A 24,856-nucleotide genomic window follows, 5' to 3' on the forward strand; every position below is an offset into this window, starting at 1 on the left:
TCTTTTTTCTTGTTTTCTGCCCAACAAATCCGAAAAGACTTTTAAAAGCAACTATACTTCGCAAGGCTTGCCCACGGCGTGTTCCCTTTTAAGCGTTGTCGACAAATTCGTTGACAAGTTTCTCTAGTTCGCAAGTTGGCTTCTTGCTGGTAAGTAGACAAAAAAGACGACCAAAGAATATTTTTGATCGTCTTACTTCTTCATTTATTCCGCACCGATTTCTTCTCGAACGACCGCTGCGATTTTTTCAACATAGTAATCGACTTTTTCAATGGTTGGTGCTTCTGCCATCACCCGAAGCAATGGTTCTGTTCCTGAAGGACGAACCAAGATACGGCCTTCGCCGTTCATTTCTGCTTCTGTCTCTTCCACGATTTTACGGATAGCTGGAACATCCATCGCACCATTTTTATCTGTCACTCGAATGTTGACAAGTTTTTGTGGATAGATCGTTACCTCTCCTGCTAATTCCGACAGTTTCTTGCCCGTTTGTTTCATGATATTCAATAGTTGAATTCCTGATAGTAAACCGTCACCTGTCGTATTGAAATCCAAGAAAATCATATGCCCTGATTGCTCGCCACCGAAATTATAATCGTTTTTACGCATTTCTTCTACGACATAACGGTCACCGACTTGTGTGATCACATCTTTCAGACCAATTGCTTCCACTGCTTTGTGGAACCCTAAATTGCTCATGACTGTTGTAACGATCGTTCCTTGGTTCAAGCGTTTTTGTTCTGCTAAATATTTTGCACAGATATACATGATCTTATCGCCATCAACGATATTTCCTAGTTCATCAACTGCGATGACCCGATCGCCATCTCCATCAAATGCAAGACCAGCATCGGCCCCTTTTTCAACGACGAATTCGGCTAATGTTTCGGGGTGAGTCGAACCAACACCATCATTGATGTTCAACCCATCTGGGGAAGTTCCCATTGTGAAGAATTCTGTTTCTAGATCGGCAAACAAACGATTAACGCTTGTAGCTGTTGCGCCATTTGCTGCATCGACACAAACCGTGATCCCTTCTAAATCGTCAGGAATCGTTTGACGTAGAAATTGAGAGTATTTCAATAACCCTTCTGGGAACTCATCCACCGTTCCTAAGCCATCGGCAGAAGGTCGAGGAAGTGTATCTTCCGGCGCATCAAGTAATGCTTCAATTTCAGCTTCTTGTTCATCGACTAATTTAAAGCCATCATTTCCGAAGAACTTGATCCCATTGTCTTGTGCAGGATTGTGAGAGGCAGAGATCATCACACCTGCGCTTGCTTTTTGTACTTTCGTCAAGTATGCCACTCCTGGTGTGGAAATAACGCCTAATTGAAATACCTCGATCCCAACGGATAACAAACCAGCAATCAATGCGCTTTCTAGCATTTGTCCAGAAATTCGTGTGTCTCGCCCAACCAATACGCGAGGACGACGGTCCCCGGTTTCATGTTGACTTAGTACATAGCCGCCGTAACGCCCCAATTTAAATGCTAACTCAGGCGTCAATTCCTTGTTAGCTTCTCCTCTAACACCATCAGTACCAAAATATTTTCCCATTTTAATAACCTCTCTTATTCATTCTCTACAGTCAAACGACTAAGAACTACTTGTCGTCGTGCTGCTTGCGGAATTCTCTGTTTGTTCGTTCGTCGTGTCGACTGTTGAAGAGTTGTCTTGAGAATTCTCACTATTCACTGCTTCATTGCTATCATTGTTTGATTGATTCTCCGTAGTAGCTTCTGCAACCGGTGTGATTTGGATCGTCACGACCGTTGGATTGATTGTTGTCCCCTCAGGCACTGGAATGGTTACTGTCCGTTCCGTCGTTGTCGTGATCTCACTAACGTCCACCGGCACACCGATCTGTTGGGTTTCATCCAAGATACTTTGTGGTCCTGTCAGAACGGCACTGATACTGCTCATGCGATAAATGTAATGGGAGATCCCGTCTGGAGTTGTCCCTTGTTGTGTAACAAACAATTCAATTTCTTTGCTTGGAGCCTCCATCGCCAATGCAACATCTACCGAATCAGGATCCGCGATGATCGCTAATGGATTGTTGTCGCTATCCCAGGCTTCGATGGTTCCATTGACAGTGATCGAATCCCCAGTGATATCATCTGGATTTACGATCGCTACCACTCGGTCGATTTCAGCTAATGTTTGATCGCCAGTTGTGATTTCTACTTCCTGCGGATCGACACTCATTGAATCGACGCCGTAACCACTGGTTGCTCCGTCAGTCGAAATGACGGGTTCAACGGTAAACGTTTGGGTCACTTTTTTCTCGATCGTCACAGTGACTGTTTTTGGTTCGATTTCAGCTGTGACGCTTGAACTAAGATTTTTTACTTCTAAAGGGACCTCATGGGTTCCTTCATCGAGCCCAGTCAAATCAGCTACGACTCGAAAGCTCCGTGTTTCCTCACTACGTTCTGCATTCAATTGTACACGATTTCGACTAGATAAAGTCACATCCACTGTTGTTTCAAATCCTTGGATGAAGTATTCATCCGTGTCGTAGGTGGTCTGAATCGGTACATTTTCGATCTCTTCCTCATAAGGATTTGATGTTCCCGCAAGATTGACTTGCAGGCTTGATCCGCTGGCGATGAAAAACAAAACCAGACTAAAGAACAGCGCTAGTATACCATAAAATACGTTTTGACGACGCTCTTTCTTGATCATTTTCTTCCTCCTTTGTTGACCCCTTCAAAGAAAGATTGCAGCAAGTTGCGTTTGCCAGGTTTTTCTTCCGGAACTAATTCGCGATTCAACACGTCGAGATACTCTTGGCGAGAAAGTTCAGTCAACATGCGATTATTTAGCGTAATACTAACGTCGCCGGTTTCTTCTGAGACGATAATGGTCAATGCGTCACTGACTTCTGATATCCCAACAGCTGCTCTATGACGTGTCCCGAATTCTTTCGGAATCAGTGGACTTTCTGACAATGGCAAGTAGGCACTAGCAACAGCGATCTTATCATCTCTTAAAATGACTGCACCATCATGCAGCGGTGTATTAGGAATAAAAATATTGATCAGTAGTTCGCCCGTCACATCCGCATCTAAGGGAATCCCAGTTTCGATGTATTCTTCTAAACCAGTCGTCCGCTCGATCGTGATCAATGCACCGATCTTTCGTTTTGCCATATATTGAACAGCTTTGTCCAATGCTTGGACCAAAACTTCATCCCGCCGTTTTTCGTTTTTAGAAGTCTTGAAGAAGGAGCTGCGTCCAAGATGCTCTAGCCCTCGTCGAATTTCTGGTTGGAAAATAACAATTGCGGCGATCACCCCATAAGTAATGACTTGATCCATCAACCAAGATAGCGTCTTTAATCCTACGATACCAGCCAAAAACCTTAGAACAATGAACAGTCCGACTCCTTTGAACAACTGGATCGCTTTTGTCCCTCGCACAAGCTGGATAAGCTTATAAACCAAGTACCAAACAACGATCACATCTAAAACATTTACTAAAAAAGACCAAGAAAATATATCAAATGAGAGCAATTCTCTCCAATAATCTAAATTAAAAAAATCCCTGAAATTTATCAACATAAACAGCCTTCCTTTATTCTTAAGACTTCAGATAATAGTATAACATAGGACCTCTTCAAAGATTTGAAAAAAAACAAATTTATGAAAAAGTTTTGAAAAAATAAACAGCTCTTTTATTTAGTTTACCATTATCATGAAATCATTGTTTGTCAAAGGTCTTAGAAGATTTCATCTAAAAGAGCTTCTTGCACGCATTTCATAGGAAAAGTAAATATCCACCCGTGAAACGGGTGGCTTTTTAACAGCCCTAGAAGGGCTCACCACTCGCTAGCCCCTTAAAAGGGGCTTTTTAAATGACCACCAACCGCTCACAGCCCTATCTCTCTTTAACTATTTAAATGGATCTACATACTCTTGTTTACTTATACTATCTCTTATTCGATCATCTGCTTCTTGTTCTCGAATATATTTTTCGATTGTTTTTTGATTTAACCCAACCGTACTCACGTAGTATCCTTTGGACCAAAAGCTTTTATTCCCATACTTATATTTCAAATTCGCATGTTTTTCATGGATTAAGGTTGCACTTCGTCCTTTTAAGTAGCCCATAAAACTAGAAATACTAATCTTTGGTGGTATTCTTACTAATATATGAATATGGTCAGGCATGGCATGAGCTTCAATGATTTCAACATCCTTCATCTCACACAATTTTCTTAATATCTGACCAATACTTACTCTTAACTTTCCATAAATCACTTTTCGTCGATACTTCGGGGTGAAGACTATGTGATACTTACAATTCCATCTGGTATGTGCTAAACTTTTATCGCTAAAGCTATTTCGTCCACGCGTAGAAACGCGCGGTTTTTTTGTTTCGTACGCTACGCGAACGAAACTGACTAAAGTCATTAACAACAAACGACCCTGAAAAAACGTGATAAAGCGTTTTTCCATGGTCGTTCCTCAGCTAGCGATTATTCTTGCTGACGACGTTTTGCGCGCGCTGCACGCTGTGCTGCTCTTTCAGCGAGCTGTTCTTCGCTTAACGGCTGTTTTTCTCTTCGCACACGCTCCGTTTTTACTGCCATTGGTTGTTCTGTATCAGTACTTACATTTTTTTCAAGCTTTGCTCGAATTTTTTCTTCTTGACCTGCTAAGCGGGCATAGTTATAGAAACGAGTTTTCGCATCTGAAACGGTTTTTTCAAACAAGGCTTGCGCCGCATTGGGATTGGCAGACTGCAAGGAAGCAAATCGGACTTGGGTCTGCATAAAGGCAGGCATTTGATCAAATGCTGGCTTTTTGAAATCGAGCGTCATTGGCTGTTTCCCATTTTCTGCCAACAGCGGGTTATAGCGGTAGAGACTCCAATACCCTGATGCAACTGCTTCTTGCGCTTCTTTCAAGGATTGACGCATTCCGCCAGCAAGACCGTGAGTGATACATGGCGTATAGGCAATGATGATTGACGGTCCCGGGAACCGCTCGGCTTCTTCAAAGGCTTTGATCGTTTGCATTTGATTAGCACCAGATGCGATTTGTGCGACGTAGACATGTCCGTAGGTCATCGCCATCATTCCTAAATCTTTTTTGGAAACAAACTTGCCACTAGCAGCGAATTTAGCAATAGCCGAAGTTGGTGTCGCTTTGGAGACTTGCCCCCCCGTATTGGAATAAACTTCATTATCTAACACAAGAATATTGACATCTGCACCAGAAGCGAGAACATGATCGATACCGCCAAACCCAATATCATATGCCCAGCCATCGCCACCTATCATCCATTGGCTTGGCTTAACAAACAAATCTTTTTCCTGCAGGATTTTGTTCAGCTGAGGTGTCGTGGAAGCCTCAGCTTCTAAGGCGGCGATCAATTTTGCTGCTCGCTGCTGTGTCCCAGCACTTTCTTCTCGATGAAGGTCCCAATCATCAATCAAAGCCTGCAATTCTTCTGATACAGCGGCTTTCAATGACTGCAACTGGGCTGCTAATTTCTCCCGTCGGGTTTGGTTGGCTAAGAACATGCCATAGCCATATTCGGCATTGTCTTCAAACAGCGAGTTTGACCAAGCTGGACCCTGTCCTAAGTGATTGGTTGTATAAGGGGATACTGGTGAGGTTCCACCCCAAATCGAAGAGCAGCCGGTCGCATTGGCGATCATCATGCGATCACCAAACATTTGGGTCAGAAGTTTGACATAAGGGGTTTCTCCACAGCCCGCACAAGCACCAGAGAACTCCAATAAGGGCTTATTGAATTGGGAGCCCAAAACAGTTCCTGGTTTTGCTGGATTTTCCTTTTGGCGTAAAGTCATCGCAAAAGCCCAATTTAAAGCTTGCTCTTTTTGTTCTTCGTAAGGACGCATCGTCAAGGCTTTCCCTTTGGCGGGACATGCCTCCACACAAAGGCCGCAACCTGTACAATCTTCAACGGAAACTTGAATTCGATATTTTTGGCCGTTCGCTCCTCGCATCTCTCTGACGATAAAGCCTTCCGGTGCTTCGGTTAATTCATCTTCATCTGCCAAAAACGGGCGGATCGCCGCATGAGGACAGACGAAGGCACACTCATTGCACATGGTACAGCGATCTGATAGCCACTCGGGCACTTCAACAGCGATGCCCCGCTTCTCAACCGCTGTTGTCCCGACAGGGATCACCCCTTCAGTCATTTGGTTCCTTACGAGGGTGCCGACGGATAGTTGATTGCCTTCTTGACGGTTGATGGGTTCCACAATTTCCCGCACAAATTGTGTCATAGCAGTGGATGTCCTTTCCGGCACTTCGATTGTTGCCCACTCGCTTGGAACAGGGATTTCTTGTAATAATTCGATGGTGCGATCAATGGCTGCTTGGTTCTTTTCAACGATCGCCATCGATTTGTGCCGATAACTTTTCAGCGCCTCTTCTTTTAAAATCGGCAAGATTTCCTCGGTCGGAATGATGTTTGCCAAGTAAAAGAAGGCTGTTTCCATCGCGGTATTGATCCGCCCACCTAAGCCAACTTCCATTGCCAACTGCATGGCGTTGATGGTATAAAAGCGGATCTCGTTTTCAGCAAGATAACGTTTCATCTTCTTCGGTAGATTATTTAAAATTTGCTCTTGTGACCAGGTCGTATTTAATAAAAAGGTTCCGCCTTTTTTGAGTCCTTTCAGCAAATCATACGTATGCAAATACGCAGGCGTATGACATGCAACGAAATCCGCGTGTTCGATCAGATAGGTAGAACGAATGGGGGTATCCCCAAATCGCAGATGGGAAACCGTTAGACCACCAGATTTTTTCGAATCATAGTGGAAATAGCCTTGCACATATTTTTCGGTATGGTCACCGATGATTTTGATTGCTGACTTATTCGCCCCAACGGTCCCATCAGAGCCGAATCCCCAGAATTTCGCTTGGAAGGTGGATGGATCAGTTAGATCTAGCGTGCCTTTTGATGGCAACGACAATTGTGTCACATCATCCGTGATCCCAATGGTGAAGCGTTTCTTTTGGCTCGCTTTCGGCTTAATCAATTCGTCATAAACGGCAACGATTTGATCAGGCGTCACATCTTTTGACCCAAGACCATAGCGTCCACCAATGATCGTCGGCCGAATCGCTGCATCATACATGGCACTTTGCACATCCAAAAGCAAAGACTCTCCGTTGGCACCAGGTTCTTTGCTGCGATCCAATACAGCGATACTTTTGACGGTAGCAGGCATTTTTTCTAAGAAGACTTCTAATGGGAATGGTCGATACAGATGGATCGACAAGACTCCCACCTTGCGTCCAGAAGCGCACAAATGATCCACCGTTTGCTGGATCGTTTGCGTTGAGGACCCCATCGAAACGATAACTTCTTCGGCGTCCGCAGCACCATAATAATCCACTAAATCATAGTTGGTTCCTCTTAAAGCATTGATTTTCTTCATGTAAAAACGAACGATCTCAGGCAATGTTTGATAGTGCTGATTGATCGTTTCCCGCTGTTGAAAATGGATATCAGGATTTTGATTCGTCCCACTCGTTGTTGGGTGATTCGGATTCATCGCTTTTTGACGAAAAGCAGCCAACTTTTCATGATTAACCAGTTGTGCGAGTTCTTCATAGTCCAGCACCTCGATTTTTTGAATCTCGTGACTGGTTCGGAAACCATCAAAAAAGTTTAAAAATGGAATGTTGGCTTCAATTGCTGCTAAATGAGCGACTGGCGCTAAATCCATTACTTCTTGAACACTGCTTTCCGCTAGCATAGCAAAGCCTGTTTGTCGAGTGGCCATTACGTCGGTATGATCTCCGAAAATATTCAAGGCATTGGTTGTTACTGCTCGGCTGGCGACATGAAAGACGCCTGGCAGCATTTCCCCAGCAATCTTGTACATATTTGGTACCATTAACAAAAGTCCCTGAGATGCCGTATAGGTCGTCGTTAAGGCGCCGGTTTTTAATGAGCCGTGAACCACACCCGCCGCCCCTGCTTCAGATTGCATTTCAACCACTTTCACCGGCTGCCCAAAAAGATTATGCTTTCCCTGAGCAGACCACTGATCCACTAATTCAGCCATGGTGGAACTAGGGGTTATCGGATAGATCGCCGCAAGTTCCGTAAAGGCATAGGAAATATAGGCAGCTGCCGTATTGCCATCCATTGTTTTTCTTTTTCTCATCTATATAACTTCCTTTAATCATCATTTTGCACAATAAAACACAATTCATTATAGCTGAAAATCAAGGAATATAAAAGCACCGGCTGGGTAATTTTCTTTATTTCGTGAAACGAAATACATAGTATTTAGCTAATTTCCCTCCTCATTTCACAGACTCGGATCAAAAGACCTGAGGCTTTTCTTTCAGTAGAAACTTCGGTAAACTAAAAGAAAAAGGAGGAATCTTAATGGATATTTCAATCATCAAAGCACAAGAAACAAATGCGGTAACAGGGATACATATCGGAGACCCTTCCGCTAAACCGATCGTCGAATTTATGAATTTGCGTTGTCCTTATTGTCGGCAATGGTTTGAGGAATCGTTACCGACCTTAAGTGAAGCTGTCACAGCTGGGAAACTACGCCGTGTCATCAAATTATTCGACAAAGAAAAAGAATCATTGCAACGAGGCAATGTGATGCATCGGTTTGTTTCCAGTACAGATCCTCAGGCAACGATCGCTGAGATTACAAAAATTTATCAAACACAAGACGAATGGGGTCATTTATCTTTAAATGAAGTGGCAGAATATGCGAAAAATACCTTAGGGCTATCTGAACAAAATCATCCTGCGATCGCCGGAGAAATTGTGGAAGAAGCGAAAAACGCCAACATTCAATTTGTGCCAACGATTATCTTAGATGGGCACATTTTTGATGAATCGATCACTGCTGAGGAATTAACTGCATTGATCAATGAGTAACCACAAATAAAAGAGCAGGAGCAGATTTGACGCGAACATCCACGTCAAATCTGCTCCTGCTCTTTTGATTCATTTTTATTCCATTCGACTAGCTGACTTGTTCACGAAGATGATCGGCAAATTCGTTGATTTTTCGAATGCGATGATTGATCCCTGATTTCGAGATCGCTCCTGATGGAATCATTTCTCCTAGCTCTTTCAAGCTGACCTCGGGATGTTCCAAACGTAATTCGGCGATTTCTTGCAGCTTTTCAGGTAGAGCTTGCAAGCCAACTCGATCTTGAATAAACTCGATATTGTCGATCTGCTTCGAAGCAGCATCGATCGTTTTGTTCATATTGGCGGTTTCACAATTCACCAAACGGTTGACTGAGTTACGCATGTCTCGCACGATCCGCACGTCCTCGAATTTCAACATGGAATTGGTGGCGCCGATCAGAGTCAAAAAATCAGCGATTTTCTCAGCGCCTTTCAAGTAAGAAATATACCCATTTCTACGTTCTAATGCACGGGCATTCAAACCATATGCGTTTAGCATATCGCAAATATCTTGGTTATGCTCCTCGTAGATGGAATAAATCTCTAAGTGATAGCGGCTAGTTTCTGGATTGTTGATCGATCCTGATGCCATGAAAGCCCCTCGTAAATAGGAACGCATTTTTTGAGTATTGCCCATGATCTCATCAGAAACATGGCTTTGAAACATCAGCCCGTCCATGATATCTAAGTCCAAAAGCACGCGCTTTGTCTCTTGCTTCAAACGAACGATGTAGACGTTGTTCTTTTTTAATTTCATTTTGCGACGGACCAGCAACTCGCTGCGCACGTCGTAATGATCTTTTAGTAAAGAGTAGATGCGTCTGGCAATCGCCGCGTTTTCTGTTTGAACGTTTAAAACAAATTGCTGGTTGTTGATACTTAATGACCCATTCATCCGAATCAAAGCTGCCAGTTCTGCCTTGGCATGTTCGCGATGAACTTCTAATGCAGTCAATTCTTTTTTTACTTCTGCTGCAAAGGACATAAAAAAATCCCTCCTTTCTTAGATTTTGGCCCCGTAAACGATACGTAGAAGTTCTTCAATCACTTTATCTCCGTCATGAAAAACTCCGCCATCTCTAAGCTCCAGAAAGTCAGCTGAAATGACACGGCTGGCTTCTTCTCGCAGTCCTTGGAAATCGTGTTTCACTTGTACAAGATATTCATCATAAATCTCTGGGTCCATATATCCTTCTGGAACTTTCTCGGTGTTGACTAACACCGTATCAATAAAGGGTTTGCCTAAATGCTTATGCAAGACTCTCACATGGTCGGCATCACTAAAGTGTTCGGTTTCACCTTTTTGGGTCATGATATTACAAATATAAACCGTTTCAGCTTGTGTTTCCAACATTGCTTGACCGATCTCGCTGATCATGAGATTGGGCAAAATACTAGTAAAGAGACTACCAGGACCCAAGACGATCATATCTGCCTCCATAATTGATGAAACAACTTTACGAGCTGCTTTCGGCTCATCATTATTTTCTTGATTACGAACAAAGACCCGTTCGATCGTTTTGCGATCAACCGCGATTTTGGACTCTCCTACCGCTTCGGTGCCGTCTTTAAAAATAGCGTGCAACACCAATGGCAGATCTGAGGAAGGATATACTCGTCCATCGATATGCATGATTTTCGACAAAATTTGAATGGCTTCATAGGTACTGCTACGCATTTCAGCAATCGCCGCAATAATCAAGTTCCCAAGGGCATGATTGGCTAAAAATTTGTCTTCCGCTTTAAAACGGTATTGAAAAATATCATTATACAATTGCGGCATATCAGATAGAGCCGCCAGAACATTGCGCAGATCCCCCGGTGGTGAAATAGAGGAAACCAAATTGCGGATCTCGCCGCTGCTACCGCCATCATCAGCGACCGTAACGATCGCTGTGATGTCTACACCTTGATTCCGCAAGCTCTTCAGGATGACTGGTAACCCAGTTCCGCCACCTACCACAACGATCTTCGGCTTTCTGATCCGGTACGTTTTCATTTTCATGAACGATTCACCGTCTCTTTGCGCTTATCTTTGTCGCGATGAGTAATATTGACGCGATAGTCTTCTGCCAAAACCGCCCCGATGCGCTCCGATAATGCAACCGAACGGTGTTGACCCCCAGTACAGCCGATAGCCACCGTCAAGCTGCTTTTGCCTTCCTTGACATAGCCTGGCATGATCGTTTGCAACAGTGTACTAAATTGCTGATAGAATTCTTCCGTTTCTGGAAAAGACATGACGTAATCATACACGGGTTCATCTTTACCCGTTAAAGGACGCAACTCTGGAATGTAATGGGGATTCGGTAAGAAACGAACATCCATCACGATATCAGCATCGATCGGCAAGCCATACTTGAAGCCAAACGAAAGTATTTCAATACGAAACCCTGTCTCATGAGAAGCACGAAATTCTTGATTGATTTTTTCTCTCAGTTGCCGTGGGGTCAACGTCGTTGTGTCGATAACAATACTGGCACGCGTCTTCAAATCGTTTAAGATCGCTCGCTCTTTGCGAATGCCTTCCGTAACTAAGCCATCCATCGCTAGTGGATGTGCTCTTCTCGTTTCCTTGTATCTTGACACCAATTCATTGTCCGATGCATCTAAAAAGAGCATCCGTGTGTCGATAAAATTCGTGTTTTCAATATCGATCAGCATACTTTGGATTTCTTCAAAAAACGATCTTGAACGCAGATCGACAACTAAGGCAATTTTTGTCACTTTTCCTGATTCTTTGATCAGTTCCCAAAATTTAGGGATCAAGCTTGGGGGCATATTGTCGATACAAAAGTACCCCATATCTTCAAAACTCTGGATCGCGACCGTTTTGCCGGCTCCGCTCATCCCAGTAATAATGACCAATTCTAAATGATCCACTTCAGTCATAGGTAAAACTCCTTTCTGAAACAACTCTATTATATCATGCCGGGCGTATCATTGGAACACCGGCATAAAAAAAGACGTTAGCTCAAAAAATGCCGCTAACGTCGCTATCAGCTTTAGATTGCTTGGCGATTTGCCAATGCTTTTTCAATCGTCCGATCAACTAAAATGGATTGGGCATCCACGACTGGATAAGGATTGTCAGTCACAAATTCATCCATCAAGGATAACTCGGTACATCCAAGTACTACGCTTTCACAGCCGATGCGTTCGGTGACTTCTTCCAGTATCTCAAAGTAAAGTTCTTGATCCAGATGATCATTTTCTTTGATTCGATCATAGATCAATGTATTGACCTTTTTTTGGATCGCTGGCTCTGGGAGATAGACATCAAGTCCCAACTGGCGCAATTCTTTCTCATAGATGCCGGCTTTGACACTGCCTTCTGTCCCAAGAAAGGCCACTTTTCCAGTGACGCCTTTTTCTAAAACGACTTTCGCTGCCTCACGAGGCATATGCAAAATCTCGATCTCAGTAGCAGCTTGCAACTCATCAAAAAAATAATGCGCTGTGTTACAAGTCAACACAATAAAATTAGGCTTTAACAAATTTTGTTTTTCGATGTCGTCCATTAAATATGGAACAGGGTTTTCTAACGTGTTGTCTAAAATATATGCCGTCCGATCTGGGACTGTGGCATGATTGAATAAAACATAGTTCAAGTAATCTTGGTCTTTATGGGTCTGTGTCCGTCGGTTTAAAATACGGACAAAACTTTCCGTCGCTAACGTTCCCATGCCACCTAAAATACTAAAAAAATTCTCCATCTTCTAGCCTTCTTTCGTATGGAAATACGTTTTGAATCGTTTGTTGTATAGATGGAACATTCTCTTTAATAGAATCCAACGCTTCAGCGATAAGTCTTCTTTATAAAAGACGGTCGTTCCCCAGCGATTGTCTGCTAATAATTTTTTTGCTCGTTCTTTCGCAGGATTTTCTTTTGCGTAAGTCAAGAAGATGTTTTTTGGTACACCTAGCCATAATTTCGCCTCCGGCGCGTCAGCTTTGCCATAAACCGTTTCTGTGTAAGGTTTTTCGAAGACTAAATCTTCAGTGATAAACTTTGCCAAATTCAATCCGCTTAAGGTAATAAAGAAACTGCTTCTTCCTTGACGCAAGTTGATTTCAAATAATTTATATTGCCCGTCGCGCGCATCATATTTCAAGTCAAAATTGGCAAATCCAACATACTCGATCTCTTTTAAAAACTTACGAATCATTTGATAGATTTGATCATTTTCATCTGGAATGATCACGACATAATTCCCAACAGCGCCAGGGGTTGGGTCTTCTAGTAAAGGATGACCTAAGCCCATCACACGAACTTCGTGATTCTCATCAACATAGGCATTTAAAACCCGCATGTTGCTGTCGTCGCCAGGAATAAAATCTTGGACGATCATTTCATATTGATAACCCGCTTGATAAATGCGAGAAACGATTTCTTCAAATTCTGTTCGATTATCAATAATAAAGGCTTTTTTGCGTCCTTCAAAATCAACTGACAGCCACGCGACACTATTTGCTGGTTTCAAAGCCACAGGAAAATCAAAAGGCAGCTCTCCTTTGAACGTTCCTTCCGTCAACAGTTCAGGCGTTAAAATGAAGGTCTTAGGATAAGGCAAGCCATATTCCTCGCAGACTTCGTAAAAGCTTACTTTGTTGATCAACCGTTTTAGTAAAGAATAATCGTTAGCGATAAAGGTATAATAGGGCTTCAATTCTTCTTTATGCTTCGCTAACAGTTCCGCATAACCATCGCCGCAAGGAATCAACAAATATTTCATCGCAGGATCGTTGTAAGTATTTTTTCCTAACTTGATCAACGTTTCAGTGAATCCGGGATCATGGTCAAAACCTTCCACTTGATTGATTTTTACAATTTTACTAAAGCGGGTTGGCGCAAGTTCGGCGCCTGCATAGGCAACTGATTGAATACCATATGCTTCGTGGAACGCTCTGGCCATACCATAAACATTCATATCGCTTCCTAATAATATGGGAAGAAAATTTTCCTGACTCATCAAAAATCACTCTCTCTTTTGAATACGAAAAACGACCTCTCTCGTTTCGTTTAATTACAATAGCATTATAATACCACAAAGAAAAAAGCAATCAAAGTATCTATCTTTGATTGCTTTCTCCCACTTTGAACGGATAGAACTTATAGGCAGTTTATTCAATGCGAATATACGTATACCTATTGCTATTCTATCAAATAAAATTTTGATTTCAAGCCCTTATCATGAAATTTGCAGATATTTCACGCTTCCTTAAACTTTAGCGAAACCTATTGACAGACAAGTGAAAAAGTGAGTGCTTTTTCATCTGCTTAAAGGACTTTTTTCAAATAATGACCGGTGTAGCTGTCTGAAACCGCAGCAATTTCTTCTGGTGTACCAGTTGCAATGATCGTGCCACCGCCTTCGCCACCTTCTGGACCTAGGTCAATCACATGGTCCGCTGATTTGATGACATCCAAGTTGTGTTCGATCACTAAAACGGTGTTGCCAGCGTCGACAAATCGTTCCAAAACTTTCAACAAACGGGCAATATCATCCGTATGCAGACCAGTCGTCGGTTCATCTAAGATATAAAAACTCTTGCCATTGGAATTTTTGTGCAGTTCACTGGCAAGCTTCATCCGTTGCGCTTCCCCACCAGACAAAGTAGTCGCTGGTTGTCCCATAGTGACATAACCTAAACCGACATCGACGATCGTTTGCAATTTTCGATGGATTTTGGGAATATGTTGGAAAAATTCCACTGCATCTTCCACGGTCATATCTAAGATTTCCGAAATGTTTTTTCCTTTGTAATGAACTTCTAACGTTTCTGAGTTATAACGTTTGCCATGACAAACCTCACAAGGTACGTAGACATCAGGTAAGAAGTGCATCTCGATCTTGATGATTCCGTCCCCTTTACATGCTTCACAGCGTCCACCTTTTACATTAAAACTAAAGCGGCCTTTTTTATAACCACGGACTTTCGCCTCATTGGTTTTAGCAAATAAATCACGAATGTCATCAAAGACACTGGTATATGTTGCCGGATTGCTTCGAGGTGTCCGACCAATCGGGCTCTGATCGATATCGATCAATTTCTCAATAGCTTCATAACCAGTAATGGCTTTAAAGCGGCCAGGTTTGTTCGAATTCCGATTGATTTTTTGCGCCAAGGCTTTTTTCAAAATTTCATTGACTAATGTTGATTTACCAGAGCCAGAGACCCCTGTAACTGCGACGAACTTTCCTAATGGAAAATCGACCGAAATGTTTTTCAAGTTATTCTCAGAGGCACCGGTCACACGAATCTTTTCACCATTGCCTTTGCGGCGTTCCGTCGGTGTTGGGATTTCTCGTTTTCCAGATAAGTATTGACCTGTTAAAGAAGACTCATTGGCAGCGACTTCATCGGGAGTGCCTGCAGCGACGATCTCGCCACCTGCATGTCCTGCACCCGGACCGACATCGATCAAGTAGTCTGCTGCCCGCATCGTGTCTTCGTCATGCTCAACGACAATCAGGGTATTCCCGAGATCACGCATTTTCCGCAATGAATCTAGCAAGCGATCATTGTCTCGTTGGTGAAGACCGATCGATGGCTCATCAAGAATGTAAAGCACCCCAGACAAATTGGAGCCGATTTGTGTTGCCAAGCGAATTCGTTGCGCTTCCCCACCAGAGAGTGTGCCTGACGCACGACTCAAGGTCAAATAGTCCAATCCGACATTTTTTAAGAAGCTTAAACGATCATCGACTTCTTTCACGATCGGACGTGCAATCATTTGCTCTTGTTCCGTTAGTTTCAATTCTTCGACAAAGTTCAAGGCATTGTTGATCGCCATCTCACTCATTTCACCAATATGCTTCCCATTGACTTGCACGCACAGCGCTTGAGGGTTCAAGCGATAGCCATGACAGGTTTTACAAGTCAACTCTGTCATATACAAACGCATTTGATCACGGGTAAAATCAGAGTTGGTTTCATGATAACGGCGTTTGATATTTGGTAAGATCCCTTCAAAAGCGACCTCAACATCACGCACCCCACCAAAATCATTCTCATAATGGAAATGGAACATCTCCCCATTCGAACCATTCAAGATAATATCTCTGTGTTCTTCTGGCAATTCTTCAAATGGTGTGTCCATATCGATATTGAATTCTTGACAGGCTTGTTCCAGCATTTGCGGATAATATTGTGAACTGATTGGATTCCATGGCAATAGTGCGCCTTCACGCAACGTTTTGCTTTGATTGGGAATCACTAAGTCGACATCGACTTCTAGCTTCACGCCAAGACCATCACAGTCTGGACAAGCACCAAAAGGCGCGTTGAATGAAAAGAGGCGTGGTTCTAATTCTCCAACCGTAAAACCGCAATAAGGACAAGAATAATGTTCACTGAAGAGCATTTCTTTTTGGCCGATCACATCGACTACCGCATAGCCGTCCGCTAACCGTAATGCCGCTTCAAAAGAATCAAACAGGCGTGAACGTATGCCTTCCTTCACAACAATCCGGTCAATGATGATGGCAATATCGTGCTTTTTATTTTTTTCTAATTCAGGCGCTTCAGAAACATCATAGACTTCACCGTCTACGCGCATCCTTACATAGCCTTCTCTTTGGATACGTTCGAAGACTTTTTTGTGCTGCCCTTTCTTTTGGTAAACGATCGGTGCCAACAATTGGATCTTGGTGCGTTCTGGTAATGCCAAAACTTCATCCACCATCTGCTCAACCGACTGACTAGTGATCTCGATGTGATCATTTGGACAAATCGGGTGACCGATTCTAGCGTAAAGAAGCCGCAGATAATCATTGATTTCAGTAACCGTCCCTACTGTTGATCGCGGGTTCTTGCTGGTGGTTTTTTGATCGATAGAAATCGCTGGACTAAGTCCATCAATGCTATCTACGTCTGGTTTATCCATTTGACCTAAAAACTGACGGGCATACGCCGATAGACTTTCTACATATCGGCGTTGTCCTTCGGCATACAACGTATCAAAAGCTAAGGAGCTTTTCCCTGAACCCGAAAGACCAGTAACAACAACGAGTTGGTCTCTGGGAATCGTCACATCGATATTTTTTAAATTATGGGCCCGTGCCCCATGGATCACGATTTTATCATTTGCCATAGTGTTTCTCCTTCTAATCAGCAGCTTTTAGCTCAAGAATAGCATCTCTTAAGGTAGCAGCCGTTTCAAAATCCAATGCTTTCGCAGCATCTTTCATCTCTTTTTCTAGCTTCAGCAACAAGGTTGCTTTTTCCTCACGACTCAGTTCTTCATAAGAAGTCGTGGTGTATTCACCGGTCTCTTCTGCCACTTTTGTGATCGCGATCAGATCGCGAATTTCTTTAATAATGGTTTTCGGTACGATCCCATGTTCTTCGTTGTAGGCTTCTTGGATACTTCGGCGTCGCGCCGTTTCATCGATCGCTCGCTGCATCGAATCAGTCATTTTATCAGCGTACATGATTACTTTTCCTTCAGAGTTTCGGGCTGCCCGTCCAATGGTTTGGACTAATGAGCGTTCGCTGCGCAGGAAGCCTTCCTTATCGGCATCAAGAATCGCAACCAGAGAAACTTCCGGCACGTCTAACCCTTCTCGCAGTAAGTTGATTCCGACCAGTACATCAAATTCACCGAGGCGCAGGTCTCGAATGATCTCTGTTCGTTCCAATGTTTTGATGTCACTGTGCAAGTATTTGACTTTGATCCCTAATTCTTTGAAGTAATCCGTCAAATCTTCAGACATTTTTTTCGTCAAGGTCGTCACAAAGACCCGTTCATTTCGCTCGACTCGCTCATTGATTTCTCCCACGAGGTCGTCAATTTGACCCATGATCGGTCGTACTTCGATCACCGGATCTAACAGACCAGTTGGTCGAATGATTTGTTGAACGACGGTATCGGTTTGATCGTATTCATAGGGTCCAGGTGTTGCTGACACATAGACGATTTGATTGACATGTTTCTCAAATTCTTCCAAGCGTAACGGACGGTTGTCCAGTGCAGAAGGCAAACGGAAGCCATAATCCACTAACATTTGTTTTCTAGCACGGTCACCATTATACATCCCACGAACTTGGGGCATCGTTACGTGTGATTCATCGATTACTAATAGAAAATCATCTGGGAAGAAATCCAATAACGTATAAGGCGGTTCCCCTTCTTTTCGTCCATCCATGTGGCGAGAGTAGTTTTCGATCCCTGAGGTATACCCCATTTCTCGCATCATTTCAATATCATAGTTGGTTCGCTGCTCTAAACGCTGTGCTTCCAGCAGCTTATTTTCTGCTCGCAAAACTTTCAGTCGTTCATCGAGTTCACTTTGGATTGAAGCGATCGCATGTTCCATATGGTCTTCATTGGTCACAAAGTGGGTTGCCGGAAAGATCGACACATGTTCGGTGTCACTCATGATCTCGCCCGTCAAGGCATCAACTTCACGAATCCGATCGATTTCATCGCCAAAAAACTCAATGCGCAACGCTCGCTCATCACGAGAAGCTGGGAAAATCTCCACAACATCGCCGCGCACGCGAAAACGCCCCCGTTGAAAATCGATGTCGTTTCGTTCAAATTGGATCTCGATCAATTCTTTTAATAGTTGATCCCGAGACTTTTCCATCCCTACTCGTAAAGAAACAACTTGTCTTGCATACTCGATCGGCGAACCTAAACCGAAAATACAAGAGACAGAAGCTACAACAATCACATCGTTTCTCTCTAATAAAGAACTTGTCGCCGAGTGACGGAGCTTATCGATTTCATCGTTGACACTGGAGTCTTTTTCGATGTATGTATCACTGGAAGGAACATACGCTTCTGGTTGATAGTAATCATAGTAACTGACAAAATACTCGACTGCATTATTTGGAAAGAAATCCTTAAACTCGCCATATAATTGTCCAGCCAATGTTTTATTATGGGCAATGATCAATGTCGGTTTATTGACTTCTTTGATTAGATTAGAAATCGTATAAGTCTTACCGGTCCCAGTGGCTCCCAACAAAATCTGTGCTTTTTTTCCACCGACCACCCCGTCAACCAATTGATGGATCGCTTCTGGTTGATCCCCAGCTGGTTGATATTTTGATACTAAGTCAAATTCATGGGAAGTTGTTCTTTCGATCATCTTCATTCCCCCTCAATTATTCTAAACGACAACAAAAAAAGAAAAACTCGCTGCCGCTTTTCCATAAATAAGTATATCATAGCGAACATACTTTCGCCATCATTTGCTATGAAAGTTTCATGCGATTAAGCATAACTTAACATGTTTGATTTTCTAACATCTAATGTGAGGTTTAAACGATTTTGTCATATTTTTAAAGAGAAAGACTTGTGTGTTGAAGAAAAAATCCATATAATCTATAAATACGTTATATCTAAAGGGGGAATTTTCTTGAAAAGAAAACACATGTCCTTCGCTTTAATCGCGCTGATTATCAGCATTTTTACGCTCTCAGTAAAGTCAGCAAGTGCGGAGGAAACTACGTATAAGATAGGAACAGATTTAACATTTGCTCCTTTCGAATTCCAAAATGAAAATAATGAATACGTTGGGATCGATATAGATTTATTAAATGCAATCGCAGAAGATCAAGGTTTTGCAGTTGATTTACGTCCTTTAGGTTTTGACGCCTCCATTCAAGGCGTGCAATCAAATCAGTTAGATGGCATGATCGCTGGGATGAGTATCACAGAGGAACGTAAAGAAACCTTTGATTTCTCAGATCCTTATTTCGATAGTGGGATTCAAATGGCGGTAGCTGCTGACAATGACAGTATTACTAGCTATGAGGATCTTGAAGGCGAAACGGTCGGTGCAAAGGTTGGTACCGAAAGTGCCCGCTTTCTAGAAAGCAATAAAGACCAATATGGCTACGACATCAAATTATATGATGACGCTACTGGACTATATGGCGCTGTACGCAATGGTACTGTGGCAGCCGCTTTTGATGATTATCCAGTGCTTGGCTATGCTATCAACAATGGCGAACCAATGAAGCTTGTCGGCGAACCTGAAAAAGGCGCTTCTTACGGATTTGCCGTCAGAAAAGGCCAAAATCAAGAACTCCTTGAAAAATTCAACGCTGGTTTAGCCAATATGAAAGCTTCCGGCAAATACGACGAAATCGTCAATACTTACATCACAACGTCTGATACAGATGCAGGCACTAGTGAAATGGTGAAAGTCGAACCAAAGAAAGATGTTTACCGAATTGCCAGTGACTCAGCCTTCGCTCCATTTGAATTCCAAAATGAAGACAATGAGTATGTAGGGATCGATGTTGATTTAATGAACCGGGCGGCAGAATTGCAAGGGTTCAACATCGAATTCAATTTCATCGGTTTTTCCGGAGCTTTGCAAGCGTTGGATGGTAACCAAGCAGATGGGATGATCGCTGGGATGACAATCACTGATGAGCGTCGTCAATCCTATGACTTTTCTGATTCTTACTTTGAAAGTGGTATTCAGATTGCTGTAAAAGAAGGCAATGATTCCATCAAATCCTATGAAGATTTAGATGGAAAAACCGTCGGTGCAAAAGTTGGGACAGAAAGTGCAGACTTCTTGATCGCCAACGAAGAGAAATATGGCTATTCGATCAAATATTATGATGCTGCCGATCAATTATATGCGGCTGTTAACGGCGGACAAATTGATGCCATGATGGATGATTATCCAGTGATTGGTTATGCCATCAGCCAAGGACAAAAACTAGTGACACCGATTGAAAAAGAATCTGGTGGTCAGTACGGTTTTGCGGTGAAAAAAGGCCAAAATCCTGAACTGATCCAAATGTTCAATGAAGCATTGAAAGAAATGAAACGGACTGGGGAGTACGATCAAATCATCAATAAATACATTGAAGATGGATCTGCCACAGAAAAACGAGTGGATGAATCAACGATCACTGGTTTGATCAGCAACAACTATAACGTCTTGTTAAAAGGATTATGGAATACCCTTTTACTAGCATTGATTTCTTTTGCCTTAGCATTAGTGATCGGAATCATTTTTGGACTATTTAGTGTTGCTCCAATCAAAGCATTGCGGGTTTTTGCAGGGATCTATGTTGACATCATTCGTGGTATTCCTATGATGGTATTGGCTTTCTTCATCTTCTTCGGCCTCTCCGATGCGATTGGTATCACGATTCCGGACTTTGCTGCTGGGGTCATTACATTGACCTTAAATGCCAGTGCCTATATCGCTGAGATCGTCCGTGGTGGGATCAACGCAGTGCCAAAAGGTCAGATGGAAGCCTCTCGTAGTTTGGGGATGACCTACACTCGGACAATGCAGAAAATCATTTTACCGCAAGCGATCAAAATCATGATTCCATCTTTCGTTAACCAATTCGTTATCTCGTTGAAAGATACAACGATCATCTCGGTTATTGGAGTCGTAGAATTATTGCAAACTGGGAAAATCATCGTTGCACGAACCACACAAAGTACCTATGTCTACTTGATCATCGCGATTATTTACTTAGTCGTGATCACAGCTTTAACGAAACTTGCAAAAGTTTTAGAAAAGAAGGTGAAATAGCATGAAAGAAAAAATCTTAGTTGAAAATCTTGTAAAAAAATACGGTGACAATACCGTATTGAACAATATCAATGTTTCAATCGCTGAAGGAGAAGTCGTTTGTGTGATCGGCCCTTCAGGATCTGGGAAATCGACGTTCTTACGCTGTTTGAACCGCTTAGAAGAACCAACCAGCGGCGATATTATCGTTGACGGCGCACATCTGATGGATAAAAACACCAATATCAATGCTGTTCGTCAACATATCGGCATGGTGTTTCAGCATTTCAATCTCTTCCCTCACTTGTCGGTTTTAGAAAATATTATTTTAGCTCCGATGGATCTAAAAAATGCTTCTCGGCAAGAAGCGGAACAAAACGCGATTCGTTTATTAGAGACGGTGGGTTTGGCAGATAAAAAAGACATGTACCCGGACAATCTGTCTGGAGGACAAAAACAACGGGTGGCAATTGCTAGAGCCTTAGCAATGAATCCCGATGTGATGTTGTTCGATGAACCAACCTCCGCCCTCGATCCAGAAATGGTTGGCGATGTACTCAATGTTATGAAGGATTTGGCAAAACAAGGAATGACCATGGTAATCGTTACTCATGAGATGGGCTTTGCCAAAGAAGTAGCAAACCGTGTGATGTTTATTGATGGCGGTAATTTCTTGGAAGACGGTACACCTGAGCAAATCTTTTCCAACCCTAAGCACGATCGTACGAAAGATTTCTTAGACAAAGTATTGAATATCTAAAAAAATCCTCTGCAACAGCTCTTTTCTCGGACTGTTGCAGAGGTCTTTTTTTTTATTGATTTTTTCGTTTGGTTTCTTCTGAAATCCGCTTTTGATTTTCACCTAAAAATACTTTTGTATCGATAGGGTTGGCTTTGTTCGCCCCTCCGACGCCAGTATCAACCATCTTTCCCCAACCCTTCAATGGCTCTTTCCCTGCTGCACGAAGTTGCGCATTTTTTAAACGTAACGCTTGTTTTTTCGCTTCTTTTTTTGCTTGATGTTTTGCTTGCCACTGCTTTAAGATGCTCATCTTCATTCCCTCCTCTCCTTGTTATGAATCCTTACATAAATTCTTAGCAACCGGTATGCTGGTTCCTGTTGATCTGGTAAGAGTATACAGGGTTCACCTTTAAAATAGCAAATTTTTATTGAGTAGTTAAATCTATTATAACATTTCCTTTTCACCATCGTAAGCTGCAGATACTAATTTTACTAAAACCATGAAAGGACATTTGAAATCAAGTAGCCAGATCAGAAGCAACATGTTACACTTATTAAACAACACTCCCTCCAAACCAAAATAGGTATACAAACATTTTTCTTTTTTTATTTTATAGCAAATGACGGGGCTTTCCTAATAAAAAACCAACATTAAAATAACAAAGGAAGGCCAAGAAAATCATTTTGGAGGAACCTATCTTATGAAAACCATCATTTTATTTTTCCCACTAATGATACTCTCCCTCTTTCTCACTGGCTGTACCTTGATTGACGAAATCATGGATGACAACACCAAAAGCAGTTTTTCACCAGAAGCAACGTCGTCTTCTCAATCTTTGTCAGCTGATTCAGAAACCAGAGCTTCTTCTTCCAGAACTGAGAACCATGCATCAGAACCCGCATCAGAAACAACTCCTTCTTCTGATGACGTTGCACAAGCTCAGAGCAGTACCGAAACAGCTGCCCCTCAATTTTCGTATTGTGAACAATTGCAGATCGGGCTGCCGCGACGGTGGAATCGAACAGTCAACAAAGACTTGCTCCATCAACTGCAAATAGGAATGTCTTGCGATCAAGTTCTTGAAACCATGGGTGGCCTTCCTTCTTGGCGACTAGCAGTCGTAGGTGTGGAATCCAATGCCTGGATCAATTCCGATGGTGAAGCAATCATTGTCACTCTTATTAACCGAACCGTTTCTAATGTGGCCTGGCATGATCAGTTTTCTGAATCAGAAATTGAGTAATCCATTAAGCGATCTCACGTGACTGATATTGGTAAAACGCATGATGAAATTCAATCACCACTTTTATCAGAAGTCATCTAAAAAACTTGGGAGTTGAAGGATCAAATGAAACTGAGTCGACTTAGAAAAAAAATCCGGGAGCATAGCAGAAGAAGCCTTTTGCTTTCTTTGGGTATCAGTTGTTTTTTGCTTGGCGCTGCCCTCTTCTACAGCGAAAACCAGCCGGCAGCTGCCTACGAGCAGTTTTTAGAGATCGATTACTTAACTGCTTTACTGGAAGAAAGACCTTCCCCTGAGTCCATCAGCGATCTTGGCCTCGATCTCATCAAACGTAGTGATCGGGTAAACCAAGAGCGCAGTGCCATCAACCGAAAGCGGCGCCGCGAAAATGTGATCGTCACAGAAGAGACTAGAAAAGTTTTTTCTCCCGATCAAGGAGCAATGGTTGATGAAGTAAGAAAAGTAACCACTCGCTTACCTGATTCAGCCATTGATTTGTTATCAATGATGGTTGATAGCAGCGCTCTCGAGACAAAAAGAGTGCCTTTAGGTTCACGGGACAAACTGTCCAAAATCAGCTTTGATTTTGAATTTGATGATTCTGGTGATGAAAGATTAGCGAAAATCACATTGGTTGATGTCCCAGAATTTTTCGGTATTGATTTCTCACAATTCGAGAAAGAGGCTGATGTTGAGGAGATCAAAGAGACATTGATCGTACAGTATGGTTTAGATGCTCACATCAGGGACGTTAGCGCCATTCGGAGACTTTTCTTTGTTCATGAAGGATTTGAGTTTTACATTAGTCATACCTACAATCCGAATGGAGTCGGCATCACCGTCCAAGCGGTAGAACCATAAACGAAAAATAGTTAATCCCCCCTCTCTTTGCGGGATTAACAAAAAAAGCGTCCGCGAATACAAACGCAGGCACCTTTTTTCTACTTCTATTTTGTTTAGGCAAAAACGGTCGACCAATTGTCACGTTCATCAAGAAATTCTTGCGCTAATTTTTGCGCACCTTCTAAGGTATGGTTCGCCGCCCAACCGCATTGCACTTCATTGCTGGCAGGTACTTCATTTGCTTGCAAAACATCCTTCATGGTTTTTTCTAGGACTGTCAAAATCTCTTCATAATCGTCATGATTCAAGACAGTCAGATAGAAGCCGGTTTGGCATCCCATGGGTGACCAATCCACGATATAATCTGCATGATTACGAATCAACTCTGCCGTCAAATGTTCTAAAGAATGCAGACTTGCCATATCCATATGTGCTTGGTTCGGCTGCTTCAAACGAACATCATATTTGATGATGGTATCATTTGTTCCTTGTTTTTTATCGGCAACCCGTACATAAGGTGCTTTGACTTTCGTATGATCCAAATTAAAGCTTTCAACATTCATTTTCAT

General features: G+C 42.5%; 18 protein-coding genes and 1 pseudogene. 5 read left to right on the plus strand and 14 right to left on the minus strand.

Annotation, left to right across the window (positions count from 1 at the left end):
• Positions 1-204: 204 nt before the first annotated feature.
• The 5 genes and pseudogenes from glmM to nifJ all read right to left on the minus strand — a co-directional run bounded on the left by glmM (position 205) and on the right by nifJ (position 8,170).
• On the minus strand, positions 205-1,560 hold the full coding sequence (gene glmM / locus IGJ01_RS09260; RefSeq protein WP_008382200.1) for a phosphoglucosamine mutase: 1,356 nt from the start codon (positions 1,558-1,560) through the stop codon (positions 205-207).
• Between the two features lie 39 nt (positions 1,561-1,599).
• Entirely contained in the window at positions 1,600-2,691 is a 1,092-nt protein-coding gene (locus IGJ01_RS09265; RefSeq protein ID WP_315041964.1) for a CdaR family protein, read from the minus strand.
• Positions 2,688-3,569, minus strand: coding sequence for a diadenylate cyclase CdaA (gene cdaA, locus IGJ01_RS09270; RefSeq protein WP_005235688.1), 882 nt, complete (start codon positions 3,567-3,569; stop codon positions 2,688-2,690). Before cdaA ends, IGJ01_RS09265 begins: the two co-directional genes overlap by 4 nt.
• Positions 3,570-3,899: 330 nt before the next feature.
• Positions 3,900-4,340 (minus strand): annotated as a pseudogene (tnpA, locus tag IGJ01_RS09275) (IS200/IS605 family transposase); the annotation flags it as partial.
• A gap of 146 nt (positions 4,341-4,486) precedes the next feature.
• The gene (gene nifJ / locus IGJ01_RS09280; RefSeq protein ID WP_430600985.1) at positions 4,487-8,170 is read right to left on the minus strand and encodes a pyruvate:ferredoxin (flavodoxin) oxidoreductase; all 3,684 of its coding nucleotides are present in this window, start codon (positions 8,168-8,170) and stop codon (positions 4,487-4,489) included.
• A gap of 227 nt (positions 8,171-8,397) precedes the next feature.
• Here nifJ and IGJ01_RS09285 point away from each other — a divergent pair, with 227 nt between their 5' ends.
• Positions 8,398-8,913 (plus strand): DsbA family protein, encoded by a 516-nt coding sequence (locus IGJ01_RS09285; protein ID WP_005235682.1) that lies wholly within the window; start codon positions 8,398-8,400, stop codon positions 8,911-8,913.
• Between the two features lie 88 nt (positions 8,914-9,001).
• Here IGJ01_RS09285 and whiA read toward each other — a convergent pair whose 3' ends face one another.
• The 7 genes from whiA to uvrB form a co-directional block, all read right to left on the minus strand.
• The gene (whiA, locus tag IGJ01_RS09290) at positions 9,002-9,937 is read right to left on the minus strand and encodes a DNA-binding protein WhiA (protein WP_005235679.1); all 936 of its coding nucleotides are present in this window, start codon (positions 9,935-9,937) and stop codon (positions 9,002-9,004) included.
• A gap of 18 nt (positions 9,938-9,955) precedes the next feature.
• Positions 9,956-10,957 carry a gluconeogenesis factor YvcK family protein gene (locus IGJ01_RS09295; protein ID WP_005235677.1) on the minus strand — a complete coding sequence of 334 codons (1,002 nt, stop codon included), beginning with the start codon at positions 10,955-10,957 and terminating at the stop codon, positions 9,956-9,958.
• Positions 10,954-11,844, minus strand: a complete 891-nt coding sequence (gene rapZ / locus IGJ01_RS09300) for an RNase adapter RapZ (RefSeq protein WP_005235675.1) — start codon at positions 11,842-11,844, stop codon at positions 10,954-10,956. Before rapZ ends, IGJ01_RS09295 begins: the two co-directional genes overlap by 4 nt.
• Positions 11,845-11,957: 113 nt before the next feature.
• Positions 11,958-12,668, minus strand: a complete 711-nt coding sequence (locus tag IGJ01_RS09305; RefSeq protein ID WP_430600986.1) for an amino acid racemase — start codon at positions 12,666-12,668, stop codon at positions 11,958-11,960.
• Positions 12,669-12,671: 3 nt separating this feature from the next.
• The gene (locus tag IGJ01_RS09310; protein ID WP_035007337.1) at positions 12,672-13,925 is read right to left on the minus strand and encodes a carboxylate--amine ligase; all 1,254 of its coding nucleotides are present in this window, start codon (positions 13,923-13,925) and stop codon (positions 12,672-12,674) included.
• 308 nt (positions 13,926-14,233) lie between these two features.
• Positions 14,234-17,050: an excinuclease ABC subunit UvrA gene (gene uvrA / locus IGJ01_RS09315; protein WP_430600987.1), complete on the minus strand. Its 2,817-nt coding sequence runs from the start codon at positions 17,048-17,050 to the stop codon at positions 14,234-14,236.
• Between the two features lie 13 nt (positions 17,051-17,063).
• A complete protein-coding gene (uvrB, locus tag IGJ01_RS09320) occupies positions 17,064-19,055 on the minus strand; it encodes an excinuclease ABC subunit UvrB (RefSeq protein ID WP_430600988.1) in 1,992 nt (663 codons plus the stop codon).
• Positions 19,056-19,325: 270 nt separating this feature from the next.
• On the opposite strand from uvrB, the gene IGJ01_RS09325 reads away from it, so the two are divergent.
• Positions 19,326-21,479: an amino acid ABC transporter substrate-binding protein/permease gene (locus tag IGJ01_RS09325; RefSeq protein ID WP_196044288.1), complete on the plus strand. Its 2,154-nt coding sequence runs from the start codon at positions 19,326-19,328 to the stop codon at positions 21,477-21,479.
• A gap of 1 nt (position 21,480) precedes the next feature.
• Positions 21,481-22,218, plus strand: a complete 738-nt coding sequence (locus IGJ01_RS09330; RefSeq protein WP_005235668.1) for an amino acid ABC transporter ATP-binding protein — start codon at positions 21,481-21,483, stop codon at positions 22,216-22,218.
• Between the two features lie 52 nt (positions 22,219-22,270).
• On the opposite strand, the gene IGJ01_RS09335 is transcribed toward IGJ01_RS09330, so the two are convergent.
• Positions 22,271-22,510 (minus strand): hypothetical protein, encoded by a 240-nt coding sequence (locus IGJ01_RS09335; RefSeq protein ID WP_008382185.1) that lies wholly within the window; start codon positions 22,508-22,510, stop codon positions 22,271-22,273.
• A 391-nt stretch (positions 22,511-22,901) separates the two neighbouring features.
• Between IGJ01_RS09335 and IGJ01_RS09340 the strand changes: the two genes are divergently transcribed.
• On the plus strand, positions 22,902-23,444 hold the full coding sequence (locus IGJ01_RS09340; RefSeq protein WP_430600989.1) for a hypothetical protein: 543 nt from the start codon (positions 22,902-22,904) through the stop codon (positions 23,442-23,444).
• Positions 23,445-23,549: 105 nt separating this feature from the next.
• Complete coding sequence (locus IGJ01_RS09345) at positions 23,550-24,305, plus strand: Tat pathway signal sequence domain protein (RefSeq protein ID WP_430600990.1); 756 nt, start codon at positions 23,550-23,552, stop codon at positions 24,303-24,305.
• A 95-nt stretch (positions 24,306-24,400) separates the two neighbouring features.
• Here IGJ01_RS09345 and IGJ01_RS09350 read toward each other — a convergent pair whose 3' ends face one another.
• Entirely contained in the window at positions 24,401-24,856 is a 456-nt protein-coding gene (locus IGJ01_RS09350) for an S-ribosylhomocysteine lyase (protein WP_430600991.1), read from the minus strand.

The organism is Enterococcus sp. AZ089 (genome assembly GCF_050547225.1).
GTDB classification, from domain to species: domain Bacteria; phylum Bacillota; class Bacilli; order Lactobacillales; family Enterococcaceae; genus Enterococcus_D; species Enterococcus_D entomosocium.